The sequence below is a fragment of the Micromonospora sp. NPDC049171 genome (genome assembly GCF_040648275.1).
Classification (GTDB): Bacteria; Actinomycetota; Actinomycetes; order Mycobacteriales; family Micromonosporaceae; genus Micromonospora.
The window spans coordinates 107,861-126,001 of sequence record NZ_JBEZDJ010000024.1; the positions used below are offsets into that span (position 1 = coordinate 107,861).

The 18,141-nt window shown below is 73.6% G+C and carries 15 protein-coding genes; 14 read left to right on the forward strand and 1 reads right to left on the reverse strand.

Annotation, left to right across the window (positions count from 1 at the left end):
• The first annotated feature begins 166 nt into the window (after window positions 1-166).
• The 7 genes from AB0B14_RS27315 (at window position 167) to AB0B14_RS27345 (ending at window position 7,794) form a co-directional block, all read left to right on the forward strand.
• Window positions 167-991: a DUF4097 family beta strand repeat-containing protein gene (locus AB0B14_RS27315; protein WP_357524881.1), complete on the forward strand. Its 825-nt coding sequence runs from the start codon at window positions 167-169 to the stop codon at window positions 989-991.
• On the forward strand, window positions 988-1,599 hold the full coding sequence (locus tag AB0B14_RS27320) for a PadR family transcriptional regulator (protein ID WP_357066737.1): 612 nt from the start codon (window positions 988-990) through the stop codon (window positions 1,597-1,599). Before AB0B14_RS27315 ends, AB0B14_RS27320 begins: the two co-directional genes overlap by 4 nt.
• Before the next feature lie 85 nt (window positions 1,600-1,684).
• On the forward strand, window positions 1,685-2,386 hold the full coding sequence (locus AB0B14_RS27325; protein ID WP_355033347.1) for a response regulator transcription factor: 702 nt from the start codon (window positions 1,685-1,687) through the stop codon (window positions 2,384-2,386).
• Window positions 2,383-3,927: a HAMP domain-containing sensor histidine kinase gene (locus AB0B14_RS27330; protein WP_357066741.1), complete on the forward strand. Its 1,545-nt coding sequence runs from the start codon at window positions 2,383-2,385 to the stop codon at window positions 3,925-3,927. Before AB0B14_RS27325 ends, AB0B14_RS27330 begins: the two co-directional genes overlap by 4 nt.
• A 62-nt stretch (window positions 3,928-3,989) precedes the next feature.
• The gene (locus AB0B14_RS27335) at window positions 3,990-5,723 is read left to right on the forward strand and encodes a trypsin-like peptidase domain-containing protein (protein WP_357524883.1); all 1,734 of its coding nucleotides are present in this window, start codon (window positions 3,990-3,992) and stop codon (window positions 5,721-5,723) included.
• A 183-nt stretch (window positions 5,724-5,906) separates the two neighbouring features.
• Complete coding sequence (locus tag AB0B14_RS27340) at window positions 5,907-6,578, forward strand: BON domain-containing protein (RefSeq protein WP_357524885.1); 672 nt, start codon at window positions 5,907-5,909, stop codon at window positions 6,576-6,578.
• A 160-nt stretch (window positions 6,579-6,738) separates the two neighbouring features.
• Window positions 6,739-7,794 carry a glycosyltransferase family 4 protein gene (locus AB0B14_RS27345; RefSeq protein WP_357524887.1) on the forward strand — a complete coding sequence of 352 codons (1,056 nt, stop codon included), beginning with the start codon at window positions 6,739-6,741 and terminating at the stop codon, window positions 7,792-7,794.
• 51 nt (window positions 7,795-7,845) lie between these two features.
• On the opposite strand, the gene AB0B14_RS27350 is transcribed toward AB0B14_RS27345, so the two are convergent.
• Window positions 7,846-9,393, reverse strand: a complete 1,548-nt coding sequence (locus AB0B14_RS27350) for a serine/threonine-protein kinase (protein ID WP_357524889.1) — start codon at window positions 9,391-9,393, stop codon at window positions 7,846-7,848.
• A 165-nt stretch (window positions 9,394-9,558) separates the two neighbouring features.
• Here AB0B14_RS27350 and AB0B14_RS27355 point away from each other — a divergent pair, with 165 nt between their 5' ends.
• The 7 genes from AB0B14_RS27355 to AB0B14_RS27385 all read left to right on the forward strand — a co-directional run bounded on the left by AB0B14_RS27355 (window position 9,559) and on the right by AB0B14_RS27385 (window position 18,112).
• Window positions 9,559-10,392, forward strand: a complete 834-nt coding sequence (locus AB0B14_RS27355) for a patatin-like phospholipase family protein (RefSeq protein ID WP_357066752.1) — start codon at window positions 9,559-9,561, stop codon at window positions 10,390-10,392.
• A complete protein-coding gene (locus AB0B14_RS27360) occupies window positions 10,392-11,408 on the forward strand; it encodes a 1-acyl-sn-glycerol-3-phosphate acyltransferase (RefSeq protein ID WP_357066754.1) in 1,017 nt (338 codons plus the stop codon). Before AB0B14_RS27355 ends, AB0B14_RS27360 begins: the two co-directional genes overlap by 1 nt.
• A 9-nt stretch (window positions 11,409-11,417) precedes the next feature.
• Window positions 11,418-11,738: a divalent-cation tolerance protein CutA gene (gene cutA / locus AB0B14_RS27365; protein ID WP_357066756.1), complete on the forward strand. Its 321-nt coding sequence runs from the start codon at window positions 11,418-11,420 to the stop codon at window positions 11,736-11,738.
• A 48-nt stretch (window positions 11,739-11,786) separates the two neighbouring features.
• The gene (locus tag AB0B14_RS27370) at window positions 11,787-15,281 is read left to right on the forward strand and encodes a hypothetical protein (RefSeq protein ID WP_357524892.1); all 3,495 of its coding nucleotides are present in this window, start codon (window positions 11,787-11,789) and stop codon (window positions 15,279-15,281) included.
• 138 nt (window positions 15,282-15,419) lie between these two features.
• Window positions 15,420-16,469 carry an acyl-CoA desaturase gene (locus tag AB0B14_RS27375; RefSeq protein ID WP_357066760.1) on the forward strand — a complete coding sequence of 350 codons (1,050 nt, stop codon included), beginning with the start codon at window positions 15,420-15,422 and terminating at the stop codon, window positions 16,467-16,469.
• Between the two features lie 198 nt (window positions 16,470-16,667).
• Window positions 16,668-16,961, forward strand: coding sequence for a 4a-hydroxytetrahydrobiopterin dehydratase (locus AB0B14_RS27380; protein WP_357066762.1), 294 nt, complete (start codon window positions 16,668-16,670; stop codon window positions 16,959-16,961).
• The gene (locus AB0B14_RS27385; protein WP_357066764.1) at window positions 16,958-18,112 is read left to right on the forward strand and encodes an FHA domain-containing protein; all 1,155 of its coding nucleotides are present in this window, start codon (window positions 16,958-16,960) and stop codon (window positions 18,110-18,112) included. Before AB0B14_RS27380 ends, AB0B14_RS27385 begins: the two co-directional genes overlap by 4 nt.
• Window positions 18,113-18,141: the final 29 nt, after the last annotated feature.

Genomic DNA, 18,141 nt, shown 5'->3' on the forward strand with positions numbered 1-18,141 from the left:
CCTGTGAGTCATCAAGATGACTCACAGGCATCACGCTCGCGGAGGCACACCCGGCCGTCGGCCGGATGCCACCAACTCGCGACCTGTCTTGTGCTGTCGCGATGTATCGCGTTACTGTCTGCTCGTCGGGCGCGCGTCGGCGCGCCGCCGAGAGGGAGGACGCGCCATGGCCGGATGGACTGTCGAGAGCCCGCGGCGGCTCACCCTGGACGGGCCGGTCACCCGCCTGGACGTCCGCCTGGTGAGCGGACGGCTCAACGTGGTCGCCGCCGACGGCCCCGCCCGGGTCGACGTCACCCAGGTCGGCCGTCGGCCGGTCCTGATCGAGCACTCCAACGGACGGCTCAGCATCCGCCAGGAACGCGGCCGGAGCTGGTCGGACGTCCTGCGGTGGTTCCGCATGATCCACCGCTATCCGAAGGTGGACGTCTCCGTCGCCGTCCCTGCCGACACCATCGCCGACCTTGGCCTGGTCGCGGGCTCGCTTGTCGCCTCCGGCCTGCGCCAGCAGACCACGGTCCAGGTCACCGCCGGCCAGATCACCCTCATGGGTCTACGGGGCACCACCAGCGCGCACATCACCTCCGGCCCGGTGGAGGCGCTCGGCGTCCGCGGTGACCTCACCCTGGAGACGGTCTCCGGCGAGGTGATCATCGCCGACAGCGCCGCCGACCGGGTGCGGGCGCAGACCGTCTCCGGCGCCATCACCTGTGACCTGGACAATCCCCGGCGCAGCGAGATCCGGCTGACCACCGTCACGGGCAGCATCACCGTCCGGGTCCGCGAGGACAGCGACCTCGCCGTTGAACTGCAGACCGCCGCCGGGCGGATCACCAGCGGCTTTCCGCAGGTACGCACCTCGCCGTTCCCGCCGTCCAGCGGCGCGGGTGTGCTCGGCGCCGGCGACGGTAAGCTCTGGGCTTCCACGACCTCGGGGAGCATCGCCCTGCTCGCCCGAGCTGTCGACCACGACGGGGAGGAGCTGCCGTGACCGCCGTGTTCAGCCACGGGCGGCTCCGGCTCTACCTGCTCAAGCTGCTCGACGACGGCCCCAAGCACGGCTACGAGCTGATCCGCCTGCTGGAGGACCGTTTCCTCGGGCTCTACGCGCCCAGCGCCGGCACCATCTACCCCCGCCTGCAACGGCTCGAGGTCGAGGGGCTGGTCAGCCACACCGCTGCCGGTGGCCGCAAGACGTACGACATCACCGACGCCGGTCGTGCGGAGCTGCGCCAGCGGGCCGGTGAGTTGGCCGCGCTCGAAGCGGACATCGCGGCCTCGGTGGCCGACCTCTCCAGCCTGGCCGGCGAGATCCGCAGCGAGGTACGCGGCTCGGCTCGCGACCTCAAGCGGGAGCTGAGCGAGGCCACCCGGCAGACCCGGCGCACCCGGTGGGACACACCGGCACCGCCGCCCCGGCCGGCGTCGACCGCCGGACCACGAGCCGAGCTGCTCGACGAGCTCGACCAGCGGCTCACCGCGTTCAGTGCCGAGGTGGGCCGACTGATGCGCGCCCGGCAGTTCACCGACACCCAGCTGCGCACCGCGATCCGGCTGCTCGACGGCGCCCTGGACGGCCTGCGCCGCCTCCTGCGCTGAGCACGATCGCCGCACGGTCGCGACTCACAGGGTTTTTCCAGGAAGTGTCCAGCGCAGGCGCAGTGAGGTCACCGATGATGGGCGCATGCCCGCTACCCAGACCGAGGCGCGACTCCTCGTCGTCGAGGACGACCCCAACATCCTCGAACTGCTCTCCGCGAGCCTGCGGTTCGCGGGCTTCGACGTGGCCACCGCGACGAGTGGGAGCGCGGCGCTCAACGCTGCCAAGGACCACCGGCCCGACCTGGTGGTGCTCGACGTCATGCTGCCGGACCTGGACGGCTTCGAGGTCATCCGCATGCTGCGCGAGGGCGGCACGCGTACCCCGGTGGTCTTCCTGACCGCTCGGGACGCCACCGACGACAAGATCCGTGGGTTGACCCTGGGTGGCGACGACTACGTCACCAAGCCGTTCAGCCTGGAGGAGTTGACCGCCCGGATCCGGGCCGTGCTGCGTCGCACCACGACCGGTGGGCAGGCCCCGTCCCGGCTCACCTTCGCCGACCTGGAGTTGGACGAGGAGACCCACGAGGTGCACCGGGCCGGCCAGCGCGTGCAGCTCTCGCCGACCGAGTTCAAGCTCCTGCGCTACCTGATGCTCAACGCCAACCGGGTGCTGTCCAAGGCGCAGATCCTCGACCACGTCTGGAACTACGACTTCCGTGGTGACGACAACATCGTCGAGTCCTACATCTCCTACCTGCGGCGCAAGGTCGACACCACCCAGCCCCGGTTGATCCACACGCTGCGTGGCGTCGGGTACGTGCTGCGCAAGCCGGCGGCGTGAACACGGTCCAGCAGGCGAAGGGACGGCTGCGGGGCGTACCGCTGCGGGTCAAGCTGGTGACCGCGGTGCTGTTGCTGGTCGCCGCCGCGCTGCTGGTGATCAGTTCGCTGACCACTGTCTTCCTGCGCAGCTACCTGGTCACCCAGGTCGACACCGAGTTGAGTGGCTCGGCGCGCACCGTCGAGATCGCGGCCGCGCAGCAGGGGCGGGTGGGCGTTCCGACCGACTACCTGGTAGTGGTCGCCGACCCGACTGGCGTCCGGGTCACCGTCTACGACGACAAGCGTTTCGCCACGGCCGACCTGCCACCCTGGCCGACGGACGCCGCCGGCTTCGAGAAGCTGGAGGGCGAACCCTTCACCGTCCGGGCGCGGGACAGCAAGGTGCGCTGGCGGATGCTCTACACCGAGCTACCCACCGGCGAGCTCGCGGCCATCGGTCAGCACCTCACCGACGTCGACCTGGCCGTCAAGCGGCTGGTCTGGATCGACCTGCTGGTCGGTGGGGCGGTGCTGATCATGCTGGCCTCGGTGGGCGCGGCGATCGTCCGGACCAGCCTCAAACCGCTTGTGGAGATCGAACGAACCGCCGCCGCCATCGCCGGTGGCGACCTCACCCAGCGGGTGCCCGACCCGGAGCAGGGGCAGGGGCATCCGACCTCGGAGCTCGGCCGGCTCTCCCGTGCGCTGAACGCGATGCTCACCCAGATCGAGGCCGCGTTCACCGCCAGGGCCGCCTCGGAGATGTCCGCCCGCTCGGCGGAGAGCGCCGCCCGGGACGCCGCGTACGCCGCCCAGGCGTCCGAGGCGCGGGCAATCCGCTCGGAGGAGCGGATGCGGCAGTTCGTCGCGGACGCCTCGCACGAGCTGCGGACCCCGCTGACCACCATCCGCGGCTTCGCCGAGCTGTACCGGCAGGGCGCGGCCCGGGAGCCGGAGCAGACCGCCGGCCTGCTGCGCCGCATCGAGGACGAGGCGTCCCGGATGGGGCTGCTCGTCGAGGACCTGCTGCTGCTGGCCCGGCTGGACCGGGAACGGCCGCTCTCGCTGACTCCGGTGGAGTTGCCGGTGCTCGCCTCCGACGCGGTGCAGGCCGCTCGGGTGATGGCCCCGGATCGTCGGATCGAGTTGGAGATCGAGCCCGGGTCGGGTCCGCTCGTCGTCTCCGCTGACGACGCGCGGTTGCGTCAGGTGATCGGCAACCTGGTCACCAACGCGCTGACCCACACCCCGCCGGACGCCGAAATCCGCGTGCGGTTGCGGGCCGAGCCGGGGAGCCGCGCCGTCGTGGAGGTGGCCGACACCGGCCCCGGCCTCTCGCCGGAGCAGGCCGAACGGGTCTTCGAGCGGTTCTACCGGGCCGACGCGGCGCGTACGAGGCGCGCCGACGGCAACACCGGCACGGGCCTTGGCCTGGCCATCGTGGCGGCGCTTGTCGCCGCGCACCACGGCTCGGTCGAGGTGGCCGAGACGCCCGGTGGTGGAGCCACCTTCCGGGTCCGGCTGCCGCTGCTGCCACAGGCAGAGGAAGCGGGCGAGTGACTTTCAGCCAACTTCCAGGACGGTTCCAGGTTGATTGCAGTGCCCAGGGAGAAGGTAGAGGCATGACCGAGTACGAGTCCGACCCGCAGCGCCGGCCGGCCCCCACCGACGCCGAGCCGTCGCACCCCACCGCCGAGCTGCCGCGCGACGAGCGCGCGCAGTCCGACTCCCCGACCACTCCCATGTCGTTCGTCTCAACCACCGGTGACGCGCACTCCACCGGTGACGCGGCGACCACCCGTGACGTGCAGGCCGTCGGTGACCCGGCGACCACCCGTGACACGGAGACCACCGCGGCCACGCCGGCCGTCGCCGGCACCGAAGCCGCACCCGCCGCCTACGCCGGGCAGCCGGCCAGCACGCCGCCGGCGACCGGGTACGAGCCGCCGGCCGCCACGCCCGCCGCGCAGCCCACGGGGTACGAGCCGCCGGCCGCCACACCCTCCGCGCCGCCGTACCCGGTCTCCGGCTACCCGGCACCAGGTCAGCCCGGCTACCCGCAGCCGAATGCCGGCCGGTACCCCGGCGCTCCCTGGTACCCGGGCCAGCAGTCCGGCTGGGCCGGCGGGGGGCAGCCGGGCATGGCGTACCCGCCGCACCAGCAGCACGCTCAGCACCCCGGTCAGCACCCGCAGCATCCCGGTCAGCACGCTCAGCACCCCGGCCAGCACCCGCAGCAGCCCGGTCAGCCGATTCCGCCGTGGGGCCCGCAGGTCGCGCCGCCCGGCAGCGGCCCCCGGCCGGGCCGGATCGCCAAGTTCGCCGGCGCCGGCGTCGCGGTGTTCGCGCTGATGCTCGGCTCCGGCGTCGCCGGCGGTGCCCTCGCCCTCGCCCTCGACGGTGACAGCGGCGGCACCACCCGCACCTACACGGCGGCACCGGTGCTCAACAGCGCCGACCTGCCGAAGATCGCCGCGTCCGTGCAGGACAGCGTCGTCTCCATCACCACCGGCAGCGGCGAGGGCTCCGGGGTGGTGCTCACCAACGACGGCTACGTGCTGACCAACAACCACGTGGTCGCCTCCGCCGGCGGTGACACCGTCCAGGTGGTCTTCGCCGACGGCACGAAGGCGCCGGCGAAGATCATTGGCACCGACCCGAAGACCGACCTGGCCGTGGTCAAGGCCGACGGGGTCACCGACCTCAAGCCGGCCAAGTTCGGCGACAGCGACGCCATGCAGGTCGGCGACCAGGTGCTCGCCCTGGGCAGCCCGCTCGGCCTGCAGGGTTCGGTGACCTCGGGCATCCTCAGCGCCCGGGACCGCACCATCCGGGCCGGCGACGGCCAGCAGCAGGACCCGAGCCAGCAGAGCCAGCCGGTCAGCTCGATCTCCGGTCTGCTCCAGACCGACGCGCCGATCAACCCGGGCAACTCCGGCGGTGCGCTCGTCAACACCCGGGGTGAGGTGATCGGCGTCAACACCGCCATCGCCACCTCCGGGCAGAGCACCGGCAACATCGGCGTCGGGTTCGCCATCCCCAGCAACAAGGCCAAGGACGTCGCGGGCAAGCTTCAGCGCCGCGAGAAGGTCAGCCACCCCTCCCTCGGGGTGGGCGTCAACCAGGCCGAGGGCGGCGGCGCGCTCGTCGCGTCGGTCACCCCGGGCAGCCCGGCCGAGAAGGCCGGCCTCCAGCAGGGCGACGTCGTCACCAAGTTCGGTGACAAGCCGGTCAACGACTCGGACGACCTGGTGGGCGCGGTGCAGGCCGGCAAGGTCGGCGACCGGGTCGAGGTGCAGTACAAGCGAAACGGCGCCGAGAAGTCGGCAACCGTGACGCTCGCCGAGACGTCCTAACAGATATCCACACCTGCTTCCTCCCTCCGGCGGCGGGTGGCGGGGCCGAGGGGGTCGGCTCCGTCACCCGCCGCTTTTTTCCGCCCGGACGGCGGTTCACCCGGATCGGGTGAACCGCCGTCACCCGTTCACCCGGCAGGTTTCGGTGCGGAGTGTGCGCAACTGAGACCGGGGGTGGGTGCCATGACCGAGGTGGTGGGTGTCCGCGACGACCAGCGGATCCAACGCGACGTCCTCGCGGAGCTGGCCTGGGACCCCCGGCTGCGGCCGAACGAGATCGGCGTGAGCGTCGACCAGGGGGTGGTCACCCTGACCGGCTTCGTGGACGGCGCCGCCCGCGCCTGGGCCGCGACCCGGTGCGCGCAGCGGGTTCGCGGCGTACGGGCGGTGGCCGACACGATCGAGGTGCGGCTGTCCGGCACGCCGGGGCGGACCGACGCCGAGATCGCCATCGCCGCCTCTCGGGCGCTGGAGTGGGACAGCTCCGTGCCGGCCGAACGCCTGGACGTCACAGTCGCCAACGGCTGGCTGATGCTGCGCGGTGCTGTCGAGTTCGGCTGGCAGCGCCGCGCCGCCGAGGGCGAGGTGCGCCGGCTCGCCGGCGTCCGGGGGATCACCAACCTGATCGAGGTACGACCGGCGGCCCCACCGGTCGCCGAACGCCTGCGTCGGGACGTCCAGCGGGCGTTGGCCCGCACGATCGGTGCCGATCGGGTGACCGTCGAGGTGGACGGCGACGCGCTGGTCCTCGCCGGGGTGGTCCGGTCCTGGTGGGAACGCGACCAGGTCGAGCGGGTCGCCTGGTGCGCGCCGGGCGTGCGGGTGGTGCACGACCAACTTCTGGTCGGCGGGTGAGCGTCCGCTTGTCCGGTTTACCCCGGACGCCACCGGGAACCCGCCGCCGACCTCACCCGCCGGCCGGCGGGTGACGCCGCACGGGGAGCAACGGGGAGGACTCGTGGCCGTGAACCACCCGCCTGCGGGCCGCCCTCCGGAGCGGTCTCTGCGTGTCGCGATGGTGGTTCCGCCCTGGTTGTCCGTGCCGCCGCCCGGTTACGGCGGCCTGGAACAGGTCGTCGCCGCACTTGTGGACGAGTTGAGCAGGCACGGGCACGCGGTGACCCTGTTCGGCGCCGGCAGCCACCACGGCACCGCCGCCGACGGCTTCGTCTCGACGGTGCCCGAGGTCCAGTACGAGCGGCTCGGCGAGTCACTGCCGGAGCTGGCCCACCTGGCCCGGGTGAACCGGCTGATCACGGCGGCCGACTTCGATGTGATCCACGACCACACCACGATCGGCCCGCTGCTCGCCGGTCGCCGGGCCGTACCGACGGTTGCGACAGTGCACGGCAACCCCGTGGGGGAGTACGGCGACGTGCTCAGCGACATCGACGCCGGTGTGGCCCTGGTGGCGATCTCACACGCCCAGCGCCTGCTGAACCCCGGTCTGCCGTGGGCTGGCACGGTGCACAACGCGCTGGACGCCGACGGCCTGCCGCGCAAGACCGAGCCCGGCCGCGGGCCGGTGCTGTGGCTGGCCCGGTTCAGCCCGGACAAGGGTCCGGACATCGCCATCCAGGCGTGCCGGGAGGCCGGGTTGCCCCTGCTACTCGCCGGCAAGTGCAACGAGCCGGCCGAGCGCCGGTACTACGAGCAGGTCGTCGAGCCGCTTGTCGACGAGAACGTGACAGTCGTGCTCAACGCCGACCGCGCCGAGACGCTGCGGATGCTCGTCGACGCCCGTTGCCTGATCATGCCGATCCAGTGGGACGAGCCGTTCGGCATGGTGATGCTGGAGGCGATGGCGACCGGGACACCTGTGGTCGCGCTCAACCGGGGCGCGGTGCCGGAGCTGGTCCAGCCCGGGGTGACCGGGCTGGTCTGTGCGAGCCCGGAGGAGCTACCCGCGGCCCTGCGCGCGGCCCAGCGGCTCGACCCGGCCGACTGCGCGGCGCACGTGGCCCGGAACTTCTCGGTCGAGCGGATGGCGGACGGCTACGCGGAGATCTACCGACGCTTCGCCACCGGCGGGCACGACGTGCGCGAGTCGGCCCGGGTCTCGGCCCGCTGACCGGTCCGCCGCGATGCCCGCTGACCGGTCCGCCGCGACACCGTCGCCTGGTCAGACCCGGACCATACCCAGCTCGGCGATGGCGGCGTCGAGTTGGCTCGCGTACGCCGGACTGATGCCACCCTCGCCGAGGCGGACCGCGACCTTCTGGCGCAGCCGGGCCACCGGTGGTGCCAACTCGTCGCGGCCGGAGCTGACCCGGGCGGTCAGGTTGCGGAGTTCGTTGCGCAGGTCGAGGCCAACGTCGTCGCGGATCTCCCCGGCGCTCAGCCCCGCGGAGATCAGCTCGTCGACCCGGTTGGCGGCCTGGACGAGGGTGCCCGGATCCGAGGTGGGCGACGTGGTCCGCGGCCCCGTTGGCGGTGCCGTCGTCGGCGCGGACGGCGCGGTGGTCGCCGGGGTGGGCGCCGGAGTCGTCACCGGGCCTGCCGGGGGCTGCGCTCGCCGCGTGGGCTGCTGGTCGGGCAGCAGGGCCACCCCGATCAGCGCCGCCGCGACCGCCAGGACCACGGGCACGAGCAGCAGCGCCAGCCGCCGTCGCGACCATCTCGACCCGCCCGTCGTCCCTCCGCCCGTCGTCCCTCCGCCTGGGGTCGCGCCGCCCGGGGACCATCCGTTCGGGGTCGCTCCGTCTGGCGCCCATCCGTTCGGGGTCGCTCCGCCTGGGGCCCATGCGTTCGGGGTCCCTTCGGCCGGCGGGACGGCGACTGGCTGCGGTGGCAGGGGCTGGGTGGGCATCCGAACGGTCGTGGGTGACGGGTCGGCCGGCGCCAACTGGTCGCGTAGCACGGTGGCGACCTGACGGGCGGTCGGCCGGTCGGCCGGGTTGCGGGCGAGGCTACGCAGGCAGATTCGGGCCACCGCCGGGGGCAGCTCCGGCAACTCGGCAAGCGTCGGCGCCGGACCGTTGGCCAGCGCGGCGCTGAGCTGCTCCCAGGTCTCCGCCGGGTAGGGGACCCGGCCGGTGAGGGCCTCGTGCAGCAGGACGCCGAGCGAGTACACGTCGGTGGACGGCTGGGCCGGCGCGCCGTCGAGTCGTTCCGGTGCGACGTACGCCGGCGTTCCGAAGGTGCCGCCGTCCTCGTCGTCGTCGGGTGTGCCGATCCGGGTGGCGATGCCGAAGTCGAGCACCTTGACCCCCGACCCGGTCATCATCACGTTGGCCGGGGTGATGTCCCGGTGCACGATGCCGAGTCGGTGCGCGGCGGCCAGCGCGTCCGCGACCTGGGCGGCCACCTGGACCGCCTCGGCCCACGGCAACGGCCCCTCGGTGAGTCGCAGCTCCAACTCCTCGCCGCTGAGCAGCTCCATCACCACGAACGAGGTGATCGAGCCGTCCGGGGCGACCGTCTCGCCGTAGTCGTGCACCGAGGTGACGTGGGGGTGCACCAACTGGGCGGCGGCTCGGGCCTCCTCGCGCACCATGTCCCGGAAGCGGGCGTCGGCGGCCAACGAGGGGGCGAGCACCTTGAGCGCGACGACCCGGTCCAGCACCTCGTCGCGGGCACGCCAGATCACGGACATGCCGCCGGCGCCGATCTGGTCGAGAAGCCGGTATCTGCGGGCCAGCAATCGGCCCGCATGCAGTGCTGCCTTCACCGATCGCACCTGCCTCAGGGGTGGGAGCGGTATCAGGTTGCGCGAATGCGTCCTGCCTGTCAACGCCGTTGCCGCCTCCGGTCGACGGACGGTGCCTGGCGTGCGCCGACCGTCCAACGACGGCGGCTGGCCGGTCGGCTGCGGGTCCGTGCCAGGATGAGAGACATGGCGGGGGGACCGGTGGCGTTCGTGCTCGGCGGCGGGGGAGTGCTGGGCGCGGTCGAGGTGGGCATGCTGCGCGCGCTGTTCCGCGCCGGCATCCAGCCCGACATGGTGCTCGGCACCTCGATCGGCGCGGTGAACGGCGCGCTTGTCGCCGCCGACCCGTCGGAGGCGGTGACCGACCGGCTGGTTCGGCTCTGGGCCTCGCCGGAGGCGAGCGAGGTGTACGGCGACTCGGTCGCCCGGCAGTTGCGCCGCTTCGCCGCCCGCACCCACCTGCACTCGCCTCGGCCGCTGCGCCGCCTGCTGGAGACCGAGTTGGGGGTGGACACCACCTTCGCCGATCTGCGGGTGCCGTTCCGCTGCTGCGCCGCGCACATCGAGCGGGCCGCCGAGCACTGGTTCGACACCGGTCCGGTGGTGCCGGCGGTGATGGCGTCGGCCTCGGTACCGGGCCTGCTCCCACCCATGGAGATCAACGGCGCGCACTACGTGGACGGCGGCATCGTCAACTCCATCCCGATCGGCGAGGCGGTGGCCGTCGGCGCCCGCCGGATCTACGTCCTGCAGGTGGGTCGGATCGAACGGGAGCTGACGCCGCCCCGGCGGCCGTGGGAGATCGCGCAGGTCGCGTTCGAGATCTCCCGTCGGCACCGTTTCTTCCGCGAGATGGCCGCGCTGCCCGAGGGGGTGGAGGTGCACGTCCTGCCCACCGGGGGGCTGAACCCACGAGACGACACCCCGTGGGCGTACCGGGACATGGCGGCGGTGGGCCGGCGGATCAGCCGGGCGTACACCGCCTCCCGGCGTTACCTCGCCACCCACCTGGAGCGGTGATGCCGCTGCCTCCCAGGTGGCTTCGCCGGTTGCTGATCGCTCCCGCCGTGGTGGTGCTCGCCTTCGTCGTAGTTACCACGTTGCCGGTCTGGGCGCTCCTCGCCGCAGCCGCGTCGCCGCTGGTCCCGGGTCGGTTGCGCCCGTTGCGGCTGCTCTGGATCGGCTGCGTCTACCTGGTCTGGAACGCCGCCGCGCTGCTCGCGCTCTTCGTGCTCTGGGTCGTCTCCGGCTTCGGCTGGCGGGTCCGGTCCCCGGCCTTCCAGCGTGCCCACTACGTGCTGGCGGGCTGGTTCCTGCGGGTGCTGTTCTGGCAGGCGCGGTGGACCCTGCGGTTGAGCATCGACGTGGTCGGCACCGATCCGGACACGGCGCTGCCCGGCCGGCCCGAGCTGGTGCTCTGCCGGCACGCCGGGCCGGGCGACTCGTTCATCCTGATCCACGGCCTGGTCAACTGGTTCAAGCGGGAGCCACGGATCGTCCTCAAGGACAGCCTCCAGTGGGACCCGGCGATCGACGTGCTGCTCAACCGGCTGCCCAACCGTTTCATCGCGCCGACGCCGGAGCGCGGCGAGGAGACGGTACGCCAGGTCGGGCACCTGGCCACGGGCCTGGACGACAACGACGCGTTCGTCATCTTTCCCGAGGGCGGCAACTTCACCCCCAAGCGGCGGCTGCGCGCCATTGCCCGGCTGCGTTCCCTCGGGCTGGAACGGATGGCCCTGCGCGCCGAGCGGATGCGCCACGTGCTCGCCCCGCAGCCCGGCGGGATGCTCGCCGCACTGGACGCCGCCCCGGACGCGGGGGTCATCTTCGTCGCCCACACCGGCCTGGACCGGATGCTCACCGTCGCCGACGTGTGGCGGGAGTTGCCGATGGACAAGCGGATCGTGATGCGGTTCTGGTCGGTGCCGCCGGAGGACGTGCCGACCGGCCGGCAGCAACGCATCGACTGGCTGTTCGACTGGTGGGCCCAGATCGACACGTGGATCGCGTCTCATCGGGACAATGCCGCGTAGGGTGCGGGCGTGGATCAGATCTGCGTGGTGACGACTGTGGTGGACGCGCGTTCGGTTGCCGACGTGCTGGCGGCCGCGGCCGTTGCGGGCCGGCTCGCCGCCTGTGCACAGGTGGGTGGTCAGGTGGACAGCACCTACTGGTGGCGGTCGGGGGTGGAGACCAGCTCCGAGTGGTCGGTGCAGTTCAAGACCGCACCTGATCGGCTGGCCGCGTTGGTGGACCAGATCCGGGTCAGCCATCCGTACGAGGTGCCGGAGATCCTGGTGTCCAGGGTGGACAGTGGTGACCCCGCGTACGCCACCTGGGTATTCGAGCACACCCGACCCTGAGTACGCGGACTCTGGGCCGAGCCCTGGCCCGCTTCGGATGATGACCGGGTGGATGACACCCGCTATCCCTGCCCGGCCTGTGGTGCCCCGGCCGATCTGAGTACCGGCTGCACCGGCTGCCGGCGTGCGCCCGATCCGATCGCCGCCGAGGTGGTGCGGCTGGGCCGGGAGGTCGCTCAGTTGGAGCCGGAGGTGGAGCGGGCCCGCCGCGCGTACACCGAGCTGGCCGGGCGCCTGTCGGCCACGTCACGGCGGCGGGCCGAGCTGGCGGCTGTCGTCCGCGCCGGGTTGGCTGCCTCCATGGTGACGCGCCCGGCGGCTCTCGTCGGGCCGGCGGCGTCCGCTGGGCCGGCGGCGTCCGCTGGGCCGGCCGGCACGGCGGATTCGGCACCGGGTGCGGCGGAGACCTCCACCCGGACCGTCCAGGGTGTGCTCTTCGTCCTCGGTGGACTGTTGCTGGGCACGGCCGCGGTGGTGTTCACCGCCGTTGCCTGGGCGGCGGTGGGTGTCGCCGGGCGGGCGTCGATCCTGGCCGCGGTCACCGCGCTTCTGCTGGGCGTACCGCCGCTGGTGGTCCGTCGGGGGTTGCGCGGCACGGCGGAGACGTTCGCCGCGGTCGGGTTGCTGCTGGTGGTGCTGGACGGTTACGCGGCCTGGTCGGTGGACCTGGCCGGGGTGGCCGGCTGGCCGGGCAGCCGGTACGCCGCGCTGGTCGGGGGGGCCAGCGCGGCGGTCGCCGTGGCGTACGGCCGGTGGAGCGGGTTGACCGGGCCCTGGTTCGCCGCGCTGGTGACCGCCCAGCCGGTGGTGCCGCTGCTCGCCGTCGGGGCCGAGCCGGACGCGGCCGGATGGGCGCTGGTCCTGCTCGCCGTGGCGCTGCTGGACCTGGCCGTGCTGGTGGCGCTGCGTGGCCGGGCGGGCGTGGCACCGCTCGTCGGCCGGGTGGTGGCGGCGGTCGGTCACGTCGCCGGCCTGGTGGGTGCCGCCAGTTGTGCCCTGGTGCCGCTGCTGGCCGGGCGGGCGGCGGGTTCGCCGTTGCTGGCCGGGGTGCCGCTGTTGCTGGTCGCGCTGACCGGGTTCGGTGCGGCCCGGTTGGTCGGCGGACGGGCGTTGCGGGCGGTGGCGGGCGGGTTGCCGGTGCCGGTGCTCGCCGCCGCCCTGCTGCGACCGGTGGCCGAGCTGCGGCCGTCCCTGCTGCTGGTCGCGGCGGCGACTGTCGCACTCGTGCTGGCCGGGGCGGTGCGGCTGCTGCCGGGCCCGGCCGGGGCGGAGCTGCCGGTGCGGGAGTCGGCCGGGGCAAAGCGTTCCGCCGAGGTCGGGTCGGGGGTGCGCGGTGCCGGCGGTTGGCGTACCGGCCCGCGTGCCGGTGCGCTGCTGGTCGCGGCCGCAACGGCCCAGGTGGCCGCCCTGATCACCGCCGTGCTCGCGGTCGCCGCCGTGGGCCGCTCGCTGCCGCCGTGGCGTGGGGCCGGGGTGGGACCGGACCTGGACTGGGGCTGGCAGTTGGCACCCGCCGTGGCGTTGGCGCTCGGCGCGACGGTGCTGCTGCTGCCCCGGAAGGTACGGGCGGTGCTCGCCACGGCCGGCGCGGTGGCGGTGCTGCTCGCCCTGCCCGCCGGCTGGGCGGCCCCCTGGCCGGCGGTGGTGGCCGTCGACCTGGTCGGCGGGGTCGGGCTGCTGGGCGCCGTGCTGGCGCGTCCGGCGACCCGACCCGCCGCGCTGCTCACCCGCGCGCTCGGTGGTGTTGTCCTGCTCGGGCACGGGCTGCTGGTCGCCCTGGCCGCCCCGACCGGTGCCCTGGTGGCGCTCGGCTGCATCGTCGGGGTCGGGCTGGCCCTGGCCGTACGACGGGGTGCCGGGCCGTACCGTCCGGTGGCCGGCGTGGGGCTGCTGGTCGCGCAGCTCGCGCTGCCCGGGGTCGTCGCGGTGGCGCTGTTCGCCGCGGGTGCGCCACCCTGGTGGCAGGCGCGGCTCGCGCTGGCCGCCGCCGGGCTGCCGCTGGTCGCGGTGCTCGCGGCGCGTCGCCACCGGATCGAGCTGACCGGGTACGCGGTGGTCGGCGCCGTGGTCGCGGTGACCGTGCCCGGACTCACGCCGCTGGTCGTGGCGGGGAACGAACCCCTCCCGCTGTACGCCGCACTGGCGGCGCTCGGCGTCGCGCTCGTCGCCCGGTGGGAGCGGCCGGCGGCCGGCGACCAGGAACCGGCCCGGCGGGCCGTGCTGCTGGCGGCGGGGGGCCTGCTGGCGGCGATCGCGGTCCTGGCGGCCCTGCCGACGGTGTGGGGCGCGCTCGTGTCGCCGTACGGCTCGGGGCGGGTGTGGTCGGGGGTGCCCACGCTCGTCGCCGACCCGATGGCGCTTGCGCGCGGGTTGGCGCTGGCCGGGTTGGCGCTGGCCGTCGTGTTGGCCGGTCGGGGGGTTCGCGCCCGGGTGCTGCCCGCGCTGCCGTTCGTCGCGGCGGCCCTGCCGGTGCTGCTCGTCGCGATCGGCACGCCGTGGCCGGTGTTGCCGGCGGTTGTCCTGCTCACCGGGTTGGCCGCGCTGCTGTTCGCCGCTCTGGCGGTGCGCCCGGCGTTCGCACCGATCGCCGTGCCGGTGGGTGCGGTGCTGACCACCTCCGGTGTGGCGGGGCTGCTGGCCACCCGGGCGGGGACGCTCGCCGCGGAGGGAGTGCTGCTGGTGGCGGCGGTTGTCGTCGCCGTCGGGGCGCGCGTCGTCGAGGTGCGGGTGGCGGGTTACCTGGCTGGGGTGGGCGCGGCGTCCGCGCTGGCGGTGACCGCCCCGCTCGCCGGTGGGCAGCCACTGCGGGCGGCGGCGTACCCGCTGTTGGCGGTGGCCGCCCTGGTGCTGGCCGTCGCCGCGGTGGCCTCGCCGCGAGACCGGGTCGGGCGGGTACTGGACGCCGCCGCGCAGGCGGTGGCGCTGGTGGCGGCCGTGCTGGCGGTCGAGGTGGCGCGGCACCTCGCCACCGTCTGCGTGCTCTGGGGAGCTGCCGTCGCGCTGCGGCTGCTGCGCCGGGGTGAGCCGGCCGGCCGGCGGTGGGCGTTCGCCGGCATCGCCGCCGGCAGCGAGTTGCTCGGAGCATGGGTCCTGCTGGCCGCCGGCGGCGTGACGGTGCTGGAGGCGTACACCCTGCCGGCCTCGGCGCTCGCCCTCGGCGCGGGCCTGCTGGCGCTGCGCACCCGCCCCGGGCTGACCAGCTGGCCGGCCCTCGGCCCGGGGCTGGTCGCGGCGCTGCTGCCGAGCCTCGTGTCGGTGCTGGCCGGGTCGGACCCGCAGCCGTGGCGGCGACTGCTCCTCGGCGCGGCGGCCCTGGGCGCGGTGCTGGCCGGCGCGACCCGCCGATGGCAGGCGCCGGTGCTGCTCGGCGGTGGGGTGCTGGCGCTGTTGGCGCTGCACGAGGTGGCCCGCGGTTGGGACCTGCTGCCCCGGTGGATCTACCTCGGGGCGGGCGGGCTGGCGCTGGTCGGGCTCGCCGCGACCTACGAGCGGCGGCGGCGTGACCTGGCCCGGTTGCGGGCCACGGTGGCCCGGCTGGGCTGAGCCGCAACACGATCGGGGGTAGTGCCCGCCCTACCCCCGATTCGGGGGTTGCCAGGGTTATTCAACGCTCCCGTTGACCGGAGACTGACAGTAGGCCCGAACCACCCCGGTTTGGGCACAAGCGGATCGGGAGCAGTAATGGCGCTCGGAGCGGTGGCGGAACCGCCGGTACGACGGCGAGGCAGTGACTACGCACAGTTGTCCCGACGGATCAGCCAGGCGGGCCTGCTCGAGCGGCGCCCGGGCTGGTACGTCACCCGCATCACGCTCACCCTCGGCGCCTTCGTGGCCGGCTGGATCGGCGTGTTCCTGCTCGGCGACTCCTGGTGGCAGCTGCCGCTCGCGGCGGTGATGGCGGTGGCCACCACCCAGGTCGCGTTCCTCGGGCACGACGCCGGTCACCGGCAGATGTTCCGACGCCGTGGCGCCAGCGAGCTGGTGGGGCTGTTCGCCGGCAACGTGGCGGTGGGGATCAGCTACGGCTGGTGGGTCGACAAGCACAACCGGCACCACGCCAACCCGAACCACGAGGACGAGGACCCGGACGTCGGCGCGGGTGCCCTGGTGTGGACGCCCGAGCAGGCGCTGGAGACGCGGGGGTTCGGCCGTTGGATGGCTCAGCGGCAGGCGTACTTCTTCTTCCCGATGCTCCTGCTGGAGGGTCTGAACCTGCACGTGGCGAGCATCCGGGCGATCGTCGGCCGGGAGGACGGCAAGTACACCGTCCCGATGCGGCACCGGGCGGTCGAGGCCGCGCTGCTCGTCGCGCACACCGTCGGCTACGTGGCGCTGCTGTTGGCGGTCATGTCGCCGGTCAAGGCGCTGCTCTTCGCCGTCGTGCACCAGGCGCTGTGGGGCCTCTACATGGGCTGCGCGTTCGCGCCGAACCACAAGGGCATGCCGATGCCGACCGCCGAGGACGAGCTGGACTTCCTGCGTAAGCAGGTGCTGACCTCCCGCAACGTGCGCGGCAGCCGACTGGTGGACACCACGCTGGGCGGGCTCAACTACCAGATCGAGCACCACCTCTTCCCGAACATGCCCCGGGCCAACCTGCGCCGGGCCCAGCCGATCGTGCGTGCCTACTGTGTCGAGCAGGGCATCCCGTACGCCGAGACCGGGCTGATCGAGTCGTACCGGCAGGCGCTCGGTCACCTGCACGAGGTGGGCCGGCCGCTGCGCGGCTGAACGGCACGGCCGCTGGGCGGCTGAACGGCACGGCCGCTGCGCGGCTGTTGCGAGGACTGATCGATGGGGCGGCATCTGATGATGCCGCCCCACCCTCGCGTCTGGGCAGGTTGATCGAGACGGTTGGCTGGCCTGGGTGGAGTCGGTGGCACGGTGGCGTGTCCGGCCCGACGGACGTGTCACCGGTAGGGTCTGCTCATGGCAGACCTGCTCACCGCGGACGCGGTGCGAGAAGAGCTGGGCCGGTTGCCCGACTGGTCGGGCGACCCGACCGGCATCGGTCGTACGGCTCAGCTCGGCAGTTTCCCGGCCGCCATCGCGGTGGTGGACCGGGTGGCGGCGGTGGCCGAGGAGCTTGACCACCATCCCGACATCGACATCCGATGGCGGACCCTGACCTTCCGCTGCGTCACGCACTCGGCCGGTGGGGTCACCCACCTGGACGTCGAGCTGGCTCGGCGGATCGACGACATCGTCCGGAGCGCGGCATGAGATTCGAGATCAGCAAGGTGCTGGACGCCATCGAGGGACGGGTCTGCACGGACCCGTCGCTGGCCAGAGCCGTGGTCGACCTGGCCGAGGTGATCCGCTACCAGGACATCGACGGTGGCCGGCCGGCCAGCCTGCTCCGGCTCGGCATGGTCATCGACGCGCTCTCCCGCGAGTTGGAGGAGGACAGCGTCCAGGTCTACGCGATCGTGCACCGGGCGTTGCTCTCCGACGCCGACCTCACGTCCAACGAGCGGATGGTGGTGCGCCGCTGGGCCGACGACGGGCTGGTCGAGGTGCTCGACAATCCGGGCGACCGGATGTTGGAGGTGGCCGACCTGCTCGGGTTGCCGGTGCTCAGCCGGGTCCGCTTCGACGGGCTGCGCGGGCGGTTCCCGTGGCTGGTCGAGCAGCCCGGTCGGGTGGTCGCCCCGGTGCCGGGCGCCGGTGGGCCGGTGTTCATCGCGCACGTCGGCGGCGGGCACGCGCCGGTCGCCGGCAAGCGCTCGCCGACCGGTGCGAAGCTGCTGGCCCGGCAGTGGCGCTGCCCGGAGTCGGGTTGCGCGCTGTTCGGTGGCGGTGGTGGGGGTGGCGCGTTCGCCGACCTGGCCGGGGGTGCTGACCGCAGCCCCGCCGCGCAGCCGCCGCCCGCGCTGCGCAACGGTGTGCCGACCTGCCCCCGCCACGGCGTACGCCTCGGCGACGGCGGGCCTCGGCCGCGCAGTGAGGTGCTTGCGGTGCGCGTCGGCGGCCTGGTCCGGCGGCGGTTCGTGCTCAGTGAGGAGCAGCCGATCGTGGCCGGCCGGGCACCCGAGCAGGACGGCGGGATCATGCTCGGCCAGTGGCTCAACGACGAGGCCCGGCGGTGGATCAGCCGCGGTCACGTCCGCTTCGAGCTGCGGGTCGGCGAGGTCATCGTGACCGACGTGAGCACCAACGGCTCCGGCATCCGACCGGCCGGTTCGATGAACGAGTCGGACCGCATCCCGCTGGCCCCGCAGCAGTCCCGGGTGCTCGGCGAGAACGACATGGTGGAGTTGTACCCCGGAGTGCAGATCGGTCGGGCCGAGGAGTTGCCGACCGGCGCCCCGTTCACCCCCACCTCGGTGATGGCCGAGGCCCCAACGATGGCCATGCGCCTACCCCGCCCCTAACCCCGCCCGCCCAGGTCCCGGCCGCGGCG

Coding starts and splice junctions, on each gene's coding strand:
- AB0B14_RS27385 (WP_357066764.1), top strand. CDS start 16,958: ATGAGATTCGAGATCAGCAAGGTGCTGGACGCCATCGAGGGACGGGTC.
- AB0B14_RS27380 (WP_357066762.1), top strand. CDS start 16,668: ATGGCAGACCTGCTCACCGCGGACGCGGTGCGAGAAGAGCTGGGCCGG.
- AB0B14_RS27325 (WP_355033347.1), top strand. CDS start 1,685: ATGCCCGCTACCCAGACCGAGGCGCGACTCCTCGTCGTCGAGGACGAC.
- AB0B14_RS27315 (WP_357524881.1), top strand. CDS start 167: ATGGCCGGATGGACTGTCGAGAGCCCGCGGCGGCTCACCCTGGACGGG.
- AB0B14_RS27345 (WP_357524887.1), top strand. CDS start 6,739: ATGGTGGTTCCGCCCTGGTTGTCCGTGCCGCCGCCCGGTTACGGCGGC.
- AB0B14_RS27335 (WP_357524883.1), top strand. CDS start 3,990: ATGACCGAGTACGAGTCCGACCCGCAGCGCCGGCCGGCCCCCACCGAC.
- AB0B14_RS27375 (WP_357066760.1), top strand. CDS start 15,420: ATGGCGCTCGGAGCGGTGGCGGAACCGCCGGTACGACGGCGAGGCAGT.
- AB0B14_RS27360 (WP_357066754.1), top strand. CDS start 10,392: ATGCCGCTGCCTCCCAGGTGGCTTCGCCGGTTGCTGATCGCTCCCGCC.
- AB0B14_RS27340 (WP_357524885.1), top strand. CDS start 5,907: ATGACCGAGGTGGTGGGTGTCCGCGACGACCAGCGGATCCAACGCGAC.
- AB0B14_RS27355 (WP_357066752.1), top strand. CDS start 9,559: ATGGCGGGGGGACCGGTGGCGTTCGTGCTCGGCGGCGGGGGAGTGCTG.